Raw genomic sequence first — 19,000 nt, forward strand, 5'->3', positions numbered from 1 at the left:
TTATTTCTGGGATGATCCCAAAATTCCCAATTCAAGGCCCCGTAATTCAGCAAGACCTTTTAGTCTGCCTATTGCAGAATAACCGGGAATCGTCTCCTTGTTTAGGTCGTCAAGAACCTGGTGTCCATGGTCCGGACGGAAAGGAATTGGGGATTCGCTTTTTTGGTTTAGTGCGACCAATTTTTTCATCACTTGATACATATCCACGTCTCCATCAAGGTGGTCAGACTCATGGAAATTGCCCATTGGGTCTTTTGATACGTTTCTCAAATGGGCAAAATATACTCTTGGGCCAATATGGTCTAAAATTGCCGGTACGTCATTGTTTGCTCCTGCTCCCAATGAACCGGTGCAAAAACAAAAACCATTGAATTTAGCGTTTACCTGTTCGTATATATACTGGAGATCTTCAAGGTTAGAGGCTATTCTGGGTAAGCCCAAAATAGGGTATGGAGGATCGTCTGGATGAATTGTCATCAGAATTCCCTCCTCCTCACAGGTAGCTTCAATACTTCTCAAAAAGTGGAATAGGTTTTCAAACAGCCCTTCTTTTCCGAGCTCATTGTACACATCTAGGCTATTTTCTAATGATGAGATAGTTACCAACTCTTCGGTGGGTACGCCTAGTAATATGGCGTTTTTTAAATCTTCCAGCCCACCTTCAGGATAGGAACGGTATTGTTCATCGATCTTAGACCTTATATTCTCTGAATAGGAATCGAGCGCGTTTTTCCTTTTAAGAATATAAATGTCAAATATGGCCAAGTCCACCCAGTTAAAGGAAAGAGCAGTTCCTCCATTGTCAAGAGGCATGGCCAGGTTTGTTCTGGTCCAGTCCAAAACGGGCATGAAGTTATAACAAATGGTTTTTAACCCTGCTTTGGCTAGATTGCGGAGTGACTGGCGGTAATTGTTGAGGTAAAATTCGCTCTGGCTATTCCTTACTTTTATAGATTCATGGACTGGCAAGCTTTCTACTACTGCCCAAGTTAGCCCGCTTTCCTCGATTATAGATTTGTGCGTCAATATTTGGTCTAATGGCCATACTTCTCCATGCGGGATGTGGTGCAAGGCTGATACTATGCCTTTGGCTCCAGCTTGACGAATGTCCTGTAGAGAAACCGGGTCTTTTGGACCATACCATCTCCATGTTTGTACTAAGGGTTCACTGTTATGCATAAGTTTTTAATCTTTGTTCTCAAAAATGAAAGCCACTATTTGGGTGGTTAAAATAGTTTATGTTTTTTTAGAAACAGTAGAATAAAATGTGTCTAAATCCGAATATTTCATGTTTTACGCATTAACTTTATAATACCTGTAAAACATGTCTTCATTTTGTGTCCCTAAACTTCAAAATAATTTAACCAAAAAACAACCGATTTCATTTTAATTTTTAATTTGCAACTACGAATGGCTGGCTTTGGAGGGCAATAAGGCCCGAAATGTATGAAAAATGCAGAAATAAGCACCTTGAAACCGATTTCATTTATTGTCTTTGAACAGTCATTTTAATTTAATATATTTGAGCCACCTCATAATTCAAGTGTGTGTTCTGGCAGGATATAATTCCGTCAATTAATATATGTATTTCTATTTAATTTTAATATATGGAAAAAGAGATTACGATTTATGATATAGCAAAGGATCTTGGTCTGTCTCCCACCACTGTTAGCAGAGCACTTAATAATCACCCGGCTGTAAAAGAAAAAACTAGAAAGAGAATTCACGACGCCGCATTGGAATTAGGTTATCAATCCAATGTGTTTGCGTCAAATCTCAGGAGTAAAAAGACGAATAATATTGGGGTTATTGTGCCTAGGTTGAACGGTTCTTTCCAAAGTTCCGTCATTGCCGGAATGGAAAAGGTGGCCAACGAAGCCGGATTTAACTTGATTATTAGCCAGTCTCAAGAGTCTTATGATAAAGAGAAGGCTAATGCCCAAACCATGTTCAATAGCCGGGTAGATGGCTTGCTGGTTTCTTTGGCTTTCAATACCCCGAATATTGATCACTTTAATCCATTCATAAAAAAGGGAATTCCGGTATTGTTTTTTGATAGAATAATCGAAAATGACCAATATACGGGCGTTGTAATTGATAACATTCAGTCTGGATATAAGGCTACGGCCCACCTGATAGAGCAGGGGTGCAAAAAGATAGTTCACGTAATGGGACATTCTGATATTAATGTATATACCGACAGGTTGAAAGGATACAAATACGCCCTGATGGACAATGAGATTCCCTTCGATGAAAACCTGGTTTTTCGCTCCAATTTAAATGAGGAATCAGGAGAGGAAATCGTCAATAAAATTTTGACCCTTGACCCAAAGCCAGATGGGATATTTGTGTCCAATGATTCCTGCGCAGCCAGCTGTTTGTTGCACCTAAAGTTGAATGGCTTAAAAGTTCCAAGAGATATAGCTGTGGTTGGTTTTAATAATGACGTAATATCCAGATTGGTAGAGCCGGCCATCACGACTATAAATTACCCGGGTTACGAAATTGGAGAGGTGGCGATGAAAAACCTCATTAATCACCTGCGTGGAGGAGCGGACAGGGTTTTGGAAAATACGAATAAGATTACTTTACGCTCTGAATTAATTGTGCGAGAATCCTCGAAAAGAAAATAAAGTTTACCAATAATTACCCAAGTCCATGAAGAAATGGAGTTTTTTATTACTCTTCAGTTTTGTAGCGCTGCAGGCCTTTGCCAATGATGGTTATAAGTTATGGTTGCAGTATTATTCGATAAATAACAGCTCTTACAGAGAAATTTTCTCATCCGTCTACATTGAAGGGGAGTCCAGCACTATTGATGCAATTAAAGATGAGTTAGCTAGGGCGAGCAAGGGGATGTTTGATGAAGATGTTGTAGAGAGTTCGGATGAGGGTGCCAATCTCAGGATACAGTTATATGATCAGGGGTTGCGGGATGTCATTCCGGAGGATGAAATGAACAGTCTTTCTGAACAAGGCTTCTTTATTAAAGAAATTAACTATAATGGCGCTTCCCAGGTCTTAATAACCGCAAAATCTCAGATTGGACTATTATATGGAACCTTTCGTTTTCTTCAAAAAATCCAGAAAAATGAAAAACTTCCTACATATGGATTCAAAGATGCGCCAACTATAGAACATCGCATATTAAATCATTGGGATAATTTGGACAGGACAGTGGAGAGGGGCTATTCGGGTTTTAGTATCTGGAATTGGCACCGTCTTCCAAGACACATCGATCAGCAATATATAGATTATGCTAGGGCCAATGCGTCTGTTGGGATTAATGGGACAGTATTGACAAATGTTAATGCGAACTCGTTGATCCTCACACCTGAGTATTTGGAGAAGGTAGCTGCCTTGGCTGAAGTTTTTCGTCCATATGGAATTAAAGTTTATCTCACGGCCAGGTTTTCTTCTCCTATAGAGTTGGGCAAACTGGAAACTGCCGACCCGCTTGATCCGGAGGTCAAAAAATGGTGGGCTGATAAAGTAGAGGAAATTTACGACTACATTCCGGATTTCGGGGGTTTTTTGGTAAAAGCGGATTCGGAAGGACAGCCGGGGCCTCATAATTATAAAAGAACCCAGGCTGAAGGTGCCAACTTATTGGCCGATGCCTTAAAACCATACAATGGAATTGTAATGTGGAGGGCCTTCGTGTATAGCGAGGAGTCTCCAGAAGATAGGGCCAAACAGGCGTATAATGAGTTTAAGCCTTTAGACGGGCAATTTAGGGATAATGTGATCGTGCAAGTGAAAAACGGTGCGATTGATTTTCAACCACGAGAGCCATTTCATTCACTTTTCGGGGGATTGGAAAAGACTCCGCTAATGATGGAGTTTCAGATTACCCAAGAGTATTTGGGTCACGATACGCACTTGGCATTTTTGGCGCCAATGTATGAGGAGATCCTGCAAACAGATACTCACGCCAAGGGAGAGGGGTCAACAGTAAGTAAGATCGTTAGTGGGCAGTTATTCAATCATTCACTTTCTGCCATTGCAGGGGTATCCAATATTGGCTCTGACCGTAATTGGACTGGACATCATTTTCACCAGGCAAATTGGTTTGCCTTCGGTAGATTGGCTTGGAATCCAGAAGAAAAATCCAGCAACATTGCAGATGATTGGATTAAGCTAACTTTTTCCTCAAATGAGGAATTTGTGAGACCTGTGAAAGATGTTATGTTGGCATCGCACGAAATGGTTGTTAATTATATGACGCCTTTGGGGCTACACCACATCATGGCCTGGGACCATCATTATGGGCCGGGGCCTTGGGTGACAGGAAAGCATCGGGAAGATTGGAATAGCACCTATTACCATCAAGCTAGTGAATATGGGATCGGATTTGACCGGACTGCCGAAGGGAGTGATGCATTGAAGCAATATCATCCTGAACTGGAGAAACAATGGTCCGATCCCGAAACTACCCCTGAAAAATTCCTTTTATGGTTTCATCATTTGCCATGGGATTATACTTTGGAAAACGGCGAAATCTTATGGGATGGATTAGCCAAGCGCTATCAAGAAGGTGTCGATGAGGCCCGTAGCAATGTGGAGGTTTGGAGAAGTTTGGAAGGTTTTATTGATGCGGAGAGGTATGAGCACGTGCTTTCCTTTTTGAAAATTCAAGCGGAAGAAGCTGAATGGTGGAAAAATGCATGTCTCCTATATTTTCAGCAATACTCCCAAAAACCAATTCCTGAGGGTGTAGAAAAGCCTGAAAAAGATCTTGAATATTACAAAAGCATAGACCCCAAATTTGTACCTGGGATTTAAAATCTTACCAATATGAATGAAACACCAAAAGTGGCTATCGTAACAGGAGGAGCCTCAGGGCTCGGTTTGGCCACTGCCAAAAAATATACCTCTTCGGGGATTAAAACTATCATCATTGGTAGGGATAAAGAAAAATTGAAAATGGCCAAAGAAGAATTGGGGGACTTGGCCCATACTATCAGTTTTGACTTAAATGATATTGATCAAATACCTTCTTTGGTCCAGGACATAAAAAATGAGTTTGGCAAGGTGGACATCCTTGTAAATAATGCAGGGATCAACCTTAAGAAGGAAATGCTGGAAGTGTCAGCAGAGGAATTTGGAAAAGTCTTGCATATGAATGTGCTTTCTGTTTTTGTCCTGTCAAGAGAGGTCAGTAAAATAATGGTTGACCAAGGAAAGGGGAGCATAATTAACATTAGTTCCATGGCTGCCAAATATGGTATTCCAAAGGTGATCGCCTACACAGCCTCCAAGGCAGCCATAGAAGGCATGACCAAAGCTATGGCGGTAGAATTGTCCCCGTTGGGTATTCGTGTAAACTGTGTTGCCCCTGGGTTTATCGAAACGGCTATGTCCACGAAAGCATTTAAGGATGAGCCTCAACGAAAGGAAAAAATCCTGAGTAGAACGCCCATGAGGAAGTTGGGCCAACCGGAAGATATCGCGGAAGCTGTATACTATTTCTCCAACGGTTCGGCAGACTTCGTTACCGGTGCTGTATTGGTAGTGGATGGGGGGAACTCCATTGGGTTTTAACTGTCACACCGTAAACTGATTTTATACCTTTAAATTTTAAGCTAATGAATATTTTCTTCTTTTCTGGCAAAGCCCTTTTATTGACGGTGATTATTAGTTTGCTGGCAGGAAAACATGTAGAGAATGACGGGCTTAAAGATGCTTTTGAAGGTAATTTTACTATTGGTGCGGCATTGAATCACAAGCAGGTAAAAGAGTTAAACAGTCAGGAGGAGAAAATATTGTTCCAGCATTTCAACAGCATTACTGCTGAAAACCTGCTTAAGTGGAGCAACATGCATCCCGAGCCAAATACCTATAGGTTTGAGGCTGCTGATCAATTCGTGGCTTTGGGAGAACAGATGGATGCTTCCATCATCGGTCATACTCTGGTATGGCATCAGCAGGTGCCGGATTGGGTTTTTGAGGATGAGCAGGGCAAGGAAGTAGGAAAAGAAGCTTTGTTGGAAAGGATGAAAGATCATATTGTCAATGTGGCGGGCAGATACAAAGGGAGAGTTCATGGATGGGACGTGGTGAATGAGGCGTTTTTCGATAACGGGGAGTATAGGACCTCAAAATGGTACGAGATAGCCGGGAAAGATTTTATCAAACAGGCTTTTCAGATTGCCAACGAAGTGGACCCTGGGATGGAGCTATATTATAATGATTATAATATGTGGAAGCCTGAAAAGCGGGACGCTGCCATTGAGCTGGCAAAAGAAATGAGGGCTGAGGGGATTAGAGTTGACGGTATTGGTATGCAAGGCCATTACGGGCTGGAGTCTCCGAGTCTGGAGCAGATCGAAAATTCTATCTTAGCAATTGCTGAGGCGGGTTTCCAGGTGATGTTTACGGAAGTGGACATCGATGTGCTTCCTAACCCGGTAAACCGGCACGGTGCCGATATTGATGCTACTTTTGATTTTGAGGAAAAGTATAACCCATATAAAACTGGGCTTCCGGAAGAGGTGCAGCAAAAGCTAGCCGAACGGTATAAGGAATTATTTGAGCTTTTTCTCAAGCATGAGGATAAGATATCAAGAGTCACTTTTTGGGGATTGACCGACCAGGATAGCTGGCTGAATAATTGGCCCATGAAAGGTCGGACTGCCTATCCTTTGGTGTTTGACAAGGACGGTTTGCCAAAGGAGAATGTCATTAAGAAAATCAAAGAGGTGAAGAAGTAACGGCTAGTCAGCCTATTCTATTCCATGTTTATAATTTTTTTGCTCCTTGTTTTAACTGAAGGGCAATTGCTTTTCTTTTAAAATCGGTTGTGTATTACGTGTGTGTATTAATTCTCACTGCAATATTTTTTTAGACCTTAATATTTTATTATTCAGCCCTTCAGGCGCTTCTCTTTTTTCTAGTTTTTGTCTACTCAATTAATTTTTAATACTCAGCAGTTTAAAACACCCTTTGCTTTTGCGGATCCCACGTTCCTATTATTAATCTTGATATCAAGTAATAGCAAGTAGTTTTATGCCCGAATAATTTGAAGCATGATTACCGATACAATGATGCCAGTCGATCTTAGAGGTTATTCAAATAAAATTCCTAAAATATTATACGGAAATATATTTTGAATGTATAGGTAATTTTGTTTTATAGTTTCGTGGTAATTTTTAAGGAGAAATTAATTTCATGTTTTTTCAATTTTGTCGCAATTAAGTCTAAAATATGTGTAAAGTTTTTTGTCTTTAAGTAGTTGATATTCAGGTATTTCACTTAAGTGAAATAGGTGATTTATTAAATTTTTTCAAAAAACCCTGTTAATTCTTCCCAAATGCCATTTTTATTCAATTAATGCGTTTTGATAAACCGCAATTGAAAACTTAAAGAACTGATAATCAATCAATTGTAAAAAATAGTATTGTTCGGGTTTTTTGAATACTTATATATATTTGAGCTAGTTAAATTTCAATACAACCCAAGATAAAATGCTGTACTTATACCTTTGCCTATTGTCGGCGTGCTCCATATTTCTGTTTGAAAGTTCAGACCACTGGCCGAAATACTTTTTCAAAAATTTGGACACCGATTTTTTTCAGTGTCTACCTATCCATCCGAATCCTTCTCTTGTAGTTTGATTAAGAAGAAGTAATGGGTCCTGCCAAAACCTGTGATTTCCCGCATAAGGCATGGATTAAAACAGTAAATAGTTCAATAAACCTAATCATATCGTATGGAAAATATTTTACAAAGACAATCACTTTTTTTCTCAAGAAAAGTGAGGTATTTTCTGGTATTTCAGCTGATTTTCTCGGGGGTTTCACTTGCGGACACTGGAGAAACTGAAATGGCAGATTATGCCTATGGGAGTCCAAACTCTGGACTTGGAAAACTTAGCGCTGATGCTAAGTTAGATGGAAGGTCAGACGGGAGTTTTTCTGAAGATAGCCTTGAGAGAAACATCGATGTATTAGAAAGCCAAAAGTTTTTTCAAAGATCTAATCATTTGGGATTTGAAATCAACTCTACGAAAGTTGGTTTAGCTCAAAATCAGCACATCTCTATCATGGGAGCTTCTAAAAATGACCTAACGAAAGCTTTATTTATAGAAATAACTGGTGTGGTGAGAGATGCCGAAGATAATCTACCTCTCCCAGGAGTGACTGTTCAAGTTAAAGGAACAACTAGGGGAACAATTACAGATTTGGATGGCCAATACAGCATAAATGCATCTGTAGGAGAAACATTGGTGTTCAGGTTTATAGGGTTCAAACCTCTTGAGGTTCAGGTCACTGATAGCAGAACAGACTATAGTGTTATTCTGGCTGAAGATATGGCATCTTTAGATGAAGTTGTGGTTATTGGATATGGGGAGCAAAGAAGAGAAACCCTTATCGGGGCCGTAGCACAAACTGATAATCAGGTTTTGCAGCGGACTGGAGGGGTTTCCGACCTAGGGGCCGCCTTGACTGGAAACTTGCCAGGTCTAATCACCACTGCAAGTACTGGTATGCCAGGCGCTGAGAATCCCCAGATCTTTATTAGAGGAGCAAATAGCTGGAATGGCAATCAACCGCTAATATTAGTCGATGGAGTAGAAAGGCCTGAATTTTTTAACCAAATGGATATAGGTTCTGTAGAGTCTATATCGGTATTAAAAGATGCATCCGCAACAGCCGTATTTGGTTCCCGGGGAGCAAACGGCGTAATTATCGTTACCACTAAAAGAGGTAGAGAAGGTAAGGCTGAAATAGTGGCAAGAGTAATGACTACTGTTAAATCCCCTTCGAAATTGCCTGGTAAAATGGATTCTTATGATGCCATTGGTATCCGTAATCAAGCCATAGAGAGAGAATTATCGGTTAGTCCCCAATCTTGGTCACAGATCATCCCTCAGGGTATCAGAGAAAAATACAGAAACCCGGCTGACCTTGCGGAAGCAGAGCGCTACCCAAATATTGATTGGCAGGACTACCTGTTTAAGGATCAAGCCATGGCATATAATGCCAATGTTTCCGTACAAGGGGGAACTGATTTGGTAAAATATTATGCTGCAATTGATTTTCAACATGAGGGAGACTTGTTCAATGATATCGATGCTGACCGAGGTTATCAGCCAGGATTTAATTATAACCGGTTAAACTTCAGGAATAACCTTGATTTTCAGTTGACCAGTACCACCAAATTGGGAGTCAATTTGGGAGGGGTTTATGGAGTCAGGCAGACACCTTGGGGTGGTGGTGATGACGCCAGTTATTGGAGGGCTGCTTATAGAAACCCACCTGATGCCTTTGTCCCAAGATATTCGAATGGTCTTTGGGGGTATTTTCCACAGGATGATTACGGGGTTATCAACTCGGGAAGGCTTTTGGCCACCGCCGGAGTTGAAAATATAACCACAGCGAGCTTATCCACCAACTTGGTATTGGAACAGGATTTAGCAGTGATTACAAAAGGATTAAACTTTCGCGCTACCCTGGCGGTAGACAATACCTTTACAGAGATTAACAGGGGTGTCAATGATGAATTCAACACCACAGAACAAATCTGGGTTGACCCTTTAACAGGGCGGACCCAATACAGGGTGAATTTTGATAACAGTAATTTTGATTTTTTCCAGCCTATTGCATGGACTACACAAGGCGGAACTGTTCAAGGTGCTCAAAGAAGACTGTTTTACCAAGGGCAGCTGAATTATTCCGGTACTATTGCTAATGATCACAATTATACCATGATGGGATTATTTAGTAGGCAGCAGGATGCTATAGGAAGTATGATTCCAATGTATAGGGAAGACTGGGTGTTTAGGACTACTTATAACTACAAGCGGAAATACCTGGTAGAATACAATGGAGCCTATAATGGTTCGGAGAAATTTGGACCTGATTTTCGATTTGCATTCTTCTCTTCTGGGGGTATAGGTTGGGTAATTTCTGAGGAAAGTTTTATGCAATCGATTTCTGCTTTAGATTTTTTAAAAGTTACGGCTTCCTATGGCCAAGTGGGAGATGACCAGATAGGGGAAAGGTTCCTATTTATGAATCAGTGGGCATATGGAGGCGCTGGAGGCGACAATAGTGTTGGACGTTCCAGACTTGAAACTGTCGGATGGCAAGGGAACGAGAGTCCGTACACTTGGTATCGTGAGGCAGTAGTGGGGAACCCGAATGTGCGTTGGGAAACAGTGTATAAGTACAATTTTAAAACTGAGTTTAGTTTATTTGACGGATTAATAGATGGTAGTTTCGATCTTTTCCGTGATGATCGGGTAGATATTTTAATGACCAGCGGTCGTTCTATCCCAAGTTATTTTGGAACTGCTGCACCTGCCGCCAATCTTGGCCGGGTTACCACCTCCGGATATGAAATCGTATTAGGGTTTAATAAGGTTTTCAGCAGCGGGGTAAGGCTATGGGCCGACTTGATGGTTACCCGTGCTGTGGATGTGGTTGTCAATAGAGATGATCCCGAATTTTTGGTGGATTACCAGAAACAAGCGGGCTTTCAATTGGGGCAACACCGTTCCCATCTCAGCCATGGTTATTACAATACTTGGGATGAAGTTTATGCCCAAACTCCCCACAATACAAACAATGACGGAAGGTTGCCAGGAGGCTACAATATCATAGATTTTAATGGAGATGGCATTATCGATGCTTTTGACGCTGCTCCATATGGTTTTTCAGGAGTTCCTCAAAATACCTATAATACCAATCTGGGTATCGATTATAAGGGCTTTAGCTTTTTTGTACAGATATATGGGGTCAATAATGTCACTCGGGATGTGCCATTTACCAACCTTGCCGGACAAAGAAACCTTGTGTATGACGAGGGGACCTATTGGTCTATAGACAACCCTAACCCGGATACACCTTTACCGCCCTGGTTGACACCAGTGTCTTATTACTATGGTAACAGGTATTTGTATGATGGATCATACCTGCGCTTAAAGAATGCGGAAATCGCTTATACTTTCCGACCTGAACAGGTCAGGAAATTGGGTGTCGGAGGTTTGAGGGTTTTTCTAAACGGAAACAACCTTTTGGTATGGAGCCAGATGCCTGATGACAGGGAGTCAAATTTTGGTCCCGGAGCTGCTTGGGATGGTGCCTATCCAATGGTGAGAAGGGTGAACATGGGTATTAATATGACATTTTAAATTGTTTTTAGAAATGATAAATCAGGTATATAAAAATTTTAATCCAAGATTAATAATCTTGTCAGTTATAGTTCTTTTAACTGCTTCCTGTGAAGATTATTTGGAAAGAACTCCTGAATCAGTGATTTCAGAAGAAATTGCCTTCGTTAATTTTGAGAATTTCCAAGGTTATACAGAGGAACTGTATCAATGCATTCCAAATTTTACAACCAATTATTGGACAGCATCCTGGAATTGGGGTGAAGATGAAATGGTCTGTAATGCCGGTAATTTTCACGTGACCTTTATGTTTGACAGGGGTAATTTCTGGGGTTGGCAAGCAGAGCATAGTGGTCATGGAGGAATGGCAAGTTGGTTGGATAGGCATTCGAGAAATACTAATAATCATGCTCATACTAAAGGACTTTGGCCTTTAGCATGGTACGGTATCCGAAAAGCAAACCTTGGCTTGGAGAATCTGGCAAGAATGACAGAAGCAACTCAAGAGGAAAGAGACCTTATCGAAGGGCAATTGTTGTTTTTCAGAGGTTGGTTTCATTTTATGCTTATACAGTATGTAGGTGGACTACCTTATATCGATCGGGCCCTGCCCGGGGATGAACCTCTGCGTGAACCTCGCTTGAACTATCATGAAAGTGCTGAAAGGGCCGCTGCGGATTTGAGAAGAGCAGCTGATTTGTTGCCTATTAATTGGGATCATACTGTTGCTGGGAGAAGGACTTTGGGTAGAAATGAGTTAAGGGTCAATAAAATAATGGCACTGGCTTATTTAGGTAAGAACCTTTTGTATGCTGCAAGTCCCTTAATGAATTTCGAATCTACAGGAAGCAGGAATTACAATCAGGATTTTAGTATTAGATCTGCAGAAGCATTTGGAGAGTTGTTGGCTTTGGTAGAAGGCGGAGAGACCCAGTATAGTCTTATGCCTTTTGAAAGGTGGAATGATAATTTTTATACTACAGGTCAGAATTGGGCACTTTCTGGAGGGACAGAGGCAATATTCAGGTCTTTGTATTGGCATGGAGACCAATCTCTTTGGGGTGTTACAAGAACATTTTTCCCATCTGTAATAACGGACGGTGATCCTTCAAGATTTTTTCCAACTGCCAATTATGTAAACAGAAACTTTGGTATGGCGAATGGTATGCCACTTCCTGAAGACATAACTCAGGCAGATCCTGCTTCAGGGTATGATCCCAGTTATCCATTCAGAGACAGGGATCCCAGATTTTACAATAGTATTGTCTATGATGGGGTGCAGGTAGTTCAGGGATCCATGCCGCCTTCTGATGAGGCGCACAGACATGCAAACTTATATACAAATGGTAGTTATAGAGGTTCTGTTTCACAAAGTCCAACCGGACTGCTTAACCGCAAATTCGTTCCTTTGACGGCCAATAGGTATGACAATGCATTTGCCTTTGGTGTGGGCTTGCATTTAAATGTTCCCTACCTCCGATTAGCAGACGTGTACTTAATGTATGCAGAAGCAGCATTGATGGGCTATGGTTCAGTGATGGGTAAATCCCCAAATTTTGACAAGACGGCCTTGGATGCTGTGAATGCCATTCGGGCCCGAGCAGGCGTGCCCGGAGTATTGCCTCAATATCAAGCTTCAGTGACTGATTTTATGGAAGAAATAAGGAGAGAAAGAGCAGTGGAATTGGCATTTGAAGCACATCGATTCAATGATTTGCGAAGGTGGATGCTCTTGATAGAAAGACCTTACACCTTAAAAACTTCATTGGAATTTGATAGGGCGCCTGAGACAGATTTGTCGGGAGATCCATCACAACACAGGGTGGTTAATATAAGAGAAGAAGTGCTCCTTGAGCGTCCTTTGGCTGAAAGGCATTACTGGCTGCCCCTAAAAGTATCTGATGTAACCTTGTACCCAGAATTTAGACAAAATCCTGGGTGGTAATAAGGCTGTATACCAATCAACTTAATTAGAAGATAATGATGAGAGATATAAAAATAATCTGGCTTCTAGGGATTGTTATGGCATTTTTACCGATGTCATTGATAGCCCAGAATGAGCAAAATATAAATTTTAGAGGTACAGTAAAAGAACTGAACGGTGTTCCGGTACTAGGGGCGATCATTAGTGATAATGATGAGCAAAATTTGACCACCACGGATAATATGGGGGAATTTGAACTTGCTGTTGCTCCAAACTCCATCCTGATCATTGATGCGCCGGGATTTGAAAGAAAAATAATAAGAGCAACTCCCCAATTAAATGATATTTACTTAGAATATGAGTTCGAATCAAGACAGGTAAATGTAGCATTTAGGACACAGGATAGGGACAATCTGATAGGAGCAGTGAGTTATGTGAATGTTCCGGATCTGATAGATAAAAACTATTTCACGCATCCCTTGGCGGATATGGCTGGATTTGCTCCTGGTTTTCACGGAAATATATGGGGTAATAATGAATACATGTTGTTGGTGGATGGGGTGCCTCGGGAGGCCGGCAGTGTGATGCCTTTGGAAATTGAACAGGTCACATTTCTGAAAGGTATATCCGCTGTTGCCTTGTATGGCAGTCGTGCTGCAAAAGGGGTCATCATGATCACCACCAAACGTGGGGCTCCCGGAAGGCAAACTATTAATGTTCGAGCAAATACGGGAATCCATGTACCGAGCAGGTTTCCTAACTATTTGGGTTCAGGAGAGTATATGTCGCTTTATAATGAGGCACGTACAAATGACGGTTTGGATCCTTTATATTCTCAAGAAGAAATCTATCACCATGCATCCGGAGCAAATCCATACAGATATCCCAATACAGATTTCTATTCCGAAGAGTATTTGCAAAGGGCATACAGCAGGCACGATGCGACTGTTGAAATAGCCGGAGGAAACGACCGTGCAAGGTATTACACCAACTTAGGATATGTGTCAGAGGGTGATTTACTGGATTTTGGCCAAGCAGCATATAATAGAAATGAACGACTAAATGTAAGGGGCAATGTGGACATAAACTTGACTGACCGTATTTCAGCTTTTGCAGATGCCGCTGCCATATTTAACAATGGCAGGGGAGTAAACGCTAACTTCTGGCAAGGCGCCGCCAACATCCGGCCTCACAGATTTTCCGCTCTTGTTCCGATCAGCATGATAGAGGAAAATGATATGGCTTCTATGACTTTTGTACAGAACAGTGACCATCTTATTAATGGCCAATATTTATTGGGAGGTACTCAACTGGAACAAACAAACCCTATAGCCGGAATATATGCAGGAGGTTCTAATCAGTTCACCAGGCGGCAATACCAATTCAATACGGGAGTGAACGCCGATTTAGGGAATGTTTTGGATGGGTTAAGCTTTAATACACGTTTTGGTATAAATTACGCCACTTCCTATAATCTTTCTTTTAACAACAACTACGCGGTTTATCAAGCTCATTGGAATAATTATGCGGGACAAGATTTGATTTCCAATCTTACTAGGTTTGGGCAGGATGCCAGTACCAGGACGCAGAATATTACTGATAACTGGTTCCAGCAGACTATGGCGTTTTCCGCACAATTGAATTACGACAAAGTAATCAACAATGATCATCAAATATCAGCGATAGTTTTAGGGCAAGGGTTTCAGCAAGCGACTTCGGCAACTTATCACCGGATAAGTAATGCGAATTTGGGATTGCACCTAGGCTACAGTTATCAAAATAAATACCTGGTTGAATTTAATGGGGCGTTGATCCATTCGGCAAGACTCCCTGAAAATAACCGTCAGGCATTTTCTCCGACTATGTCCTTGGGATGGAGGATCAGCAACGAGGATTTCTTGAAGAATTCATCAGTTGTAGACAATTTGATGATTTCAGTTTCAGGAGGGAGATTGCATACAGACTTGGATATTGCAGACTATTACCTGTATGAGCAGGTGTATACACAGCAAGGTGATGGAACGGTATATTATACTTGGAAGGATGGGTTGAACAACAACACCACAATTTCTAGACGTGGGGCAAATCCTTTTATGACTTTCCCCAAAAGAGAGGAAATCAATTTAGGGGTAGATGGTTCCTTTTTCAAAAATAAGCTTGTGTTTAACAGTTCCTTTTTCATCAGTCACATGACAGGTTTGTTGACACAAAGAGGTGATATCTATCCTTCCTATTTTACACAAGGATGGCCTGCTTCTTCCTTTATCCCATTTGAAAATTTCAATAAGGACCAGCGGACAGGATTTGACTTCAATCTAAATTTGAACGAAAGGATTGGGAATACCAATCTCTCACTGGGATTTGTAGGTACTTATTATAACACAAAAGCATTGGAGCGAGGTGAAATTTGGCAAGATTCCTATCAAAACAGACAGGGAAGACCTTTAGATGCTATATGGGGATTACAAAATGCTGGTTTTTTCAATAGTACGGATGACATCAGCTCAAATCCAACCCAAATCTTTGGAGAGGTTAGGCCCGGGGATATCAGATATGTGGACCAAAATGGGGATGGCAGGATTACCCCTCAGGATGAAATGTATCTGGGCAGAGGAGGCTGGTTTGGATCTCCACTGACTTTGGGGGTGAATGTGACAGCACAATGGAAAAACTTCACATTTTTCGCTTTGGGAATAGCCAGAACAGGTGCTCATGCTATGAGAAGTTCCTCTTATTTCTGGATGGCTGGGGAAGACAAGTATTCGGAAATAGCCAGGGATAGGTGGACTGAGGAAACCAGTGCAACGGCAACATTTCACCGATTGACCACGCTCAATGGTGCCAATAACTTCCGTAATTCCGACTTCTGGCTTTACAGCACTGACCGATTTGATCTGGCAAGAGTTCAGCTTTCCTACGATGTGCCCACCGAGAGATTTTTCGGTAACAATTTTATCAAAGGAATGGGTGTGTATATCAATGGAGCGAATTTGATGACTTTCTCTCCTAACAGGGAGATACTGGAAATGAACATAGGTACTGCACCCCAAACGCGTTTCTTTAATCTGGGGTTAACCGCCCAATTTTAACCTTAAAATGACATGAAAGAGATAAAAAATATACTGGGTTTCTTTATTTTGCTGGCGGTCCTTTTTTCAGGTTGTGATGACCTATTGGAGCCTGCAATTCAAAACAACCGTGATTTGGAAAGCGGATACAATGAGCCAAGATTTGCGCAAGGGCTGATCAAGAACGGATATGCAAGAATACCCACCAATGGATGGACTTTCAGCGATATGGCCACGGATGATGCGGTCAGTAATAATGAAACAAACCCCTACTTTACGGTAGCTACCGGACAGTGGGCAGCTGACAACAATCCCTTGAATCAATGGACCAATTCTAAAGCGGCTATTCAATATTTGAACTTGATGCTCGAATCAGCTGACAGTGTCAGTTATACTATTGATAATCCTTTGATTGACCGGATGTTTGCCGACAGGATCAAGGGGGAAGCTTATGGACTGAGAGCTTTGTTTATGTATTACCTGCTTCAAGCACATGGAGGATATGCAGATGGAGAATTGCTAGGAGTGCAGATTTTAACTAGGTCACAAGATCTTACCTCTGATTTCAATGTGCCAAGGAACACGTTTGAACAGTGCATGCAGCAGTTGTATGCTGATGTAGATAGAGCTCTGGAATTATTGCCTGAGGACTTTGAAAACGTCTCTAATATATCCATGATGCCTGAGAGGTATATTACCATGGGCGCCAGTGTCAATGATTTCAACCGTGTCTTTGGTGAAGATGCCAGACAATTGCTGAGCGGCAGAATTGCACGGGCTGTCCGAGCACAAGCCGCCCTTATGGCAGCCAGTCCGGCATTTAGCAATGCAAACACAACTACTTGGGCTGATGCGGCAAATTATGCTGCAGAAGTCATAGAGCTTAGAGGTGGTATATCAGGATTGGCTCCCAACGGGTTGACTTGGTACACCAATGTAGCTGAAATCAATAATATTGGAGGAGGTGTCAATCCTGGTGAGATACTTTGGAGAACTTCAATTGGAGGGCCTAGCAGTGATTTGGAAGCTGCCCATTTTCCACCATCCCAATTTGGCAATGGGTTGCTGAACCCAACCCAGAACCTGGTGGATGCATTTCCATCAGTAAATGGATATCCGATTAGCCACCCATCCAGTAACTATGACCCTACCAACCCTTATGCAGGCAGGGATCCCCGGTTAAGTCATTTTATTATCTATAATGGGAACACTGCCGGACCAAACAATGATGCGATAACTACAGCAGCTGACGGCACAACACTCGATGCATTAAACAGAGTGGAAGTGTCCACCAGGACGGGGTATTACATGAAAAAACTGCTTAGACAAGATGTAAACAGAAACCCTGTTTCCATCAACGAACAGTTGCATGTGAATCCAAGAATCAGATACACTGAAATATTCCTTATTTATGCAGAAGCCGCCAATGAAGCTTATGGCCCTACCGGAACCGGCGGACATGGTTTTTCTGCCTATGATGTGGTTAGGGCAATCCGGGAAAGAGCAGGGATCGGCCTTGATAACGGTGATTCTTATTTGGAGTCCGTAAGAAGTGACCAAGATGCCATGCGCGAACTTATCAGAAACGAGAGAAGGCTGGAATTGTGTTTTGAGGGATTCAGATTTTGGGACCTAAGAAGATGGGACAAAAACCTGACTGAACCTGCTAGAGGAGTTCGCATTCTCGGGGGAGATCCTCAAGTTTTCAATGTGGAAAACAGAGTATTTGCTAATCATATGACATATGGTCCAGTGCCCTTTAGCGAAATATTAAAATATAGCGCTATGAAACAGAATACTGGCTGGTAAAAATAACACTCAGCAGTTTTAGAAGGCTTAAAATCTAAAATATTCGAAAAATGAAAAAAATTGTATACATACTTGTAGTTGTCCTGACTGGCTTGACATCATGCGTAAATCAAGACTGGGAATTCCCGGATTTTGATTTTCAGAGTGTTTATTTCGCTCACCAATATCCTGTGAGGACCATTACTTTGGGTGAAGATATATTCGACACTACTCTTGATAACGAGTGGAAATTTAGAATCCTGGCCACGACCGGGGGTGTCTATAATAATCGGAATGATATCTCTATGGATTTTACCATAGATAATTCTTTGGTAGAGGGATTGGTATTTGGTGCTAGTGGAGAAGAGATAGTAACAATGCCCTCACATTATTATGGTATCACTGGAGAGAACTTCATCATTCCAAAAGGAAGTTTGTCAGGAGGCGTTGAAATTCAGTTAACTGAGGACTTTTTCAATGATCCATTGGCAATCAGAAACACTTATGTGATTCCTATGGTGATTTCCAACGTGGTAAATGCCGACACCATATTATCAGGTAGAACAGTGATAGAAAATCCCAACCCCCACGTGATTGGAGACTGGGATGTTACCAGAAAAGACTTTGTACTTTATGCAGTCAAGTTTGTGAACGAATGGCATGGTATCTATTTGCGCAGAGGGCAAGACGTCATTACAGGAAAGGCTGGTCATGAGGAACTAAGCGGGGAGTTTGTTCGGCGAGAAGAGTTCGTAGAACGTGATGAATTGAAAGATGTAAATACCGTTTCTCTGACAGAAGTAGAACTTCCACTGACTTTTCAGGATCAAACCGGTGCCAATATTCATGCTACACTTTTATTGACCTTCAATAATCAAGGTGAATGTACAATTTCCTCTGCAAGTGAAGGGGTTATTGCATCAGGAACTGGGAGTTTTGTTAAAAGAGGAGAAAAGAAAAGCTGGGGAAACCAAGATCGTGATGCTCTGTACTTAGATTATGAAATTGATTTACCAAATATGCATGTTCAGACGACCGATACATTAGTAATGAGGAATAGAGGGTTGGCTATGGAATTTTTTACTCCAGAAGTTAGGTAAGTTT

Annotated in this window: 10 protein-coding genes; 9 read left to right on the plus strand and 1 reads right to left on the minus strand. The window is 41.5% G+C overall.

The genetic code is table 11. The annotated features are described in order from the left end of the window. Nucleotides 1–1,179, minus strand: a complete 1,179-nt coding sequence (gene uxuA / locus KI659_RS01765) for a mannonate dehydratase (RefSeq protein WP_213943620.1) — start codon at nt 1,177–1,179, stop codon at nt 1–3. 428 nt (nt 1,180–1,607) lie between these two features. On the opposite strand from uxuA, the gene KI659_RS01770 reads away from it, so the two are divergent. From KI659_RS01770 to KI659_RS01810, 9 genes are all read left to right on the plus strand, one after another. Then, a complete protein-coding gene (locus KI659_RS01770; protein WP_213943621.1) occupies nt 1,608–2,633 on the plus strand; it encodes a LacI family DNA-binding transcriptional regulator in 1,026 nt (341 codons plus the stop codon). Nucleotides 2,634–2,658: 25 nt separating this feature from the next. Next, entirely contained in the window at nt 2,659–4,785 is a 2,127-nt protein-coding gene (locus tag KI659_RS01775; RefSeq protein ID WP_213943622.1) for an alpha-glucuronidase family glycosyl hydrolase, read from the plus strand. A 12-nt stretch (nt 4,786–4,797) separates the two neighbouring features. Further along, the gene (locus KI659_RS01780; protein ID WP_213943623.1) at nt 4,798–5,544 is read left to right on the plus strand and encodes an SDR family NAD(P)-dependent oxidoreductase; all 747 of its coding nucleotides are present in this window, start codon (nt 4,798–4,800) and stop codon (nt 5,542–5,544) included. A 44-nt stretch (nt 5,545–5,588) separates the two neighbouring features. Then, nucleotides 5,589–6,713, plus strand: a complete 1,125-nt coding sequence (locus KI659_RS01785; RefSeq protein ID WP_213943624.1) for an endo-1,4-beta-xylanase — start codon at nt 5,589–5,591, stop codon at nt 6,711–6,713. A 998-nt stretch (nt 6,714–7,711) separates the two neighbouring features. Then, nucleotides 7,712–11,137, plus strand: coding sequence for a SusC/RagA family TonB-linked outer membrane protein (locus tag KI659_RS01790; protein WP_213943625.1), 3,426 nt, complete (start codon nt 7,712–7,714; stop codon nt 11,135–11,137). Between the two features lie 58 nt (nt 11,138–11,195). After that, nucleotides 11,196–13,061, plus strand: coding sequence for a RagB/SusD family nutrient uptake outer membrane protein (locus KI659_RS01795; protein WP_246535251.1), 1,866 nt, complete (start codon nt 11,196–11,198; stop codon nt 13,059–13,061). Between the two features lie 35 nt (nt 13,062–13,096). Then, nucleotides 13,097–16,129, plus strand: a complete 3,033-nt coding sequence (locus tag KI659_RS01800) for a SusC/RagA family TonB-linked outer membrane protein (protein ID WP_246535252.1) — start codon at nt 13,097–13,099, stop codon at nt 16,127–16,129. 12 nt (nt 16,130–16,141) lie between these two features. Continuing rightward, nucleotides 16,142–17,917: a RagB/SusD family nutrient uptake outer membrane protein gene (locus KI659_RS01805; protein WP_213943627.1), complete on the plus strand. Its 1,776-nt coding sequence runs from the start codon at nt 16,142–16,144 to the stop codon at nt 17,915–17,917. A 50-nt stretch (nt 17,918–17,967) separates the two neighbouring features. Then, nucleotides 17,968–18,996, plus strand: a complete 1,029-nt coding sequence (locus KI659_RS01810; RefSeq protein WP_213943628.1) for a DUF5627 domain-containing protein — start codon at nt 17,968–17,970, stop codon at nt 18,994–18,996. Nucleotides 18,997–19,000 lie beyond the last annotated feature (4 nt).

Source organism: Litoribacter ruber (assembly GCF_018449405.1).
GTDB lineage: Bacteria > Bacteroidota > Bacteroidia > Cytophagales > Cyclobacteriaceae > Litoribacter > Litoribacter ruber.

Excerpts from the sequence above, each read along its gene's own strand:
- KI659_RS01810 (WP_213943628.1), top strand. The coding sequence starts at position 17,968 with ATGAAAAAAATTGTATACATACTTGTAGTTGTCCTGACTGGCTTGACA.
- KI659_RS01800 (WP_246535252.1), top strand. The coding sequence starts at position 13,097 with ATGATGAGAGATATAAAAATAATCTGGCTTCTAGGGATTGTTATGGCA.
- KI659_RS01785 (WP_213943624.1), top strand. The coding sequence starts at position 5,589 with ATGAATATTTTCTTCTTTTCTGGCAAAGCCCTTTTATTGACGGTGATT.
- uxuA (WP_213943620.1), bottom strand. The coding sequence starts at position 1,179 with ATGCATAACAGTGAACCCTTAGTACAAACATGGAGATGGTATGGTCCA.
- KI659_RS01780 (WP_213943623.1), top strand. The coding sequence starts at position 4,798 with ATGAATGAAACACCAAAAGTGGCTATCGTAACAGGAGGAGCCTCAGGG.
- KI659_RS01770 (WP_213943621.1), top strand. The coding sequence starts at position 1,608 with ATGGAAAAAGAGATTACGATTTATGATATAGCAAAGGATCTTGGTCTG.
- KI659_RS01775 (WP_213943622.1), top strand. The coding sequence starts at position 2,659 with ATGAAGAAATGGAGTTTTTTATTACTCTTCAGTTTTGTAGCGCTGCAG.
- KI659_RS01790 (WP_213943625.1), top strand. The coding sequence starts at position 7,712 with ATGGAAAATATTTTACAAAGACAATCACTTTTTTTCTCAAGAAAAGTG.
- KI659_RS01805 (WP_213943627.1), top strand. The coding sequence starts at position 16,142 with ATGAAAGAGATAAAAAATATACTGGGTTTCTTTATTTTGCTGGCGGTC.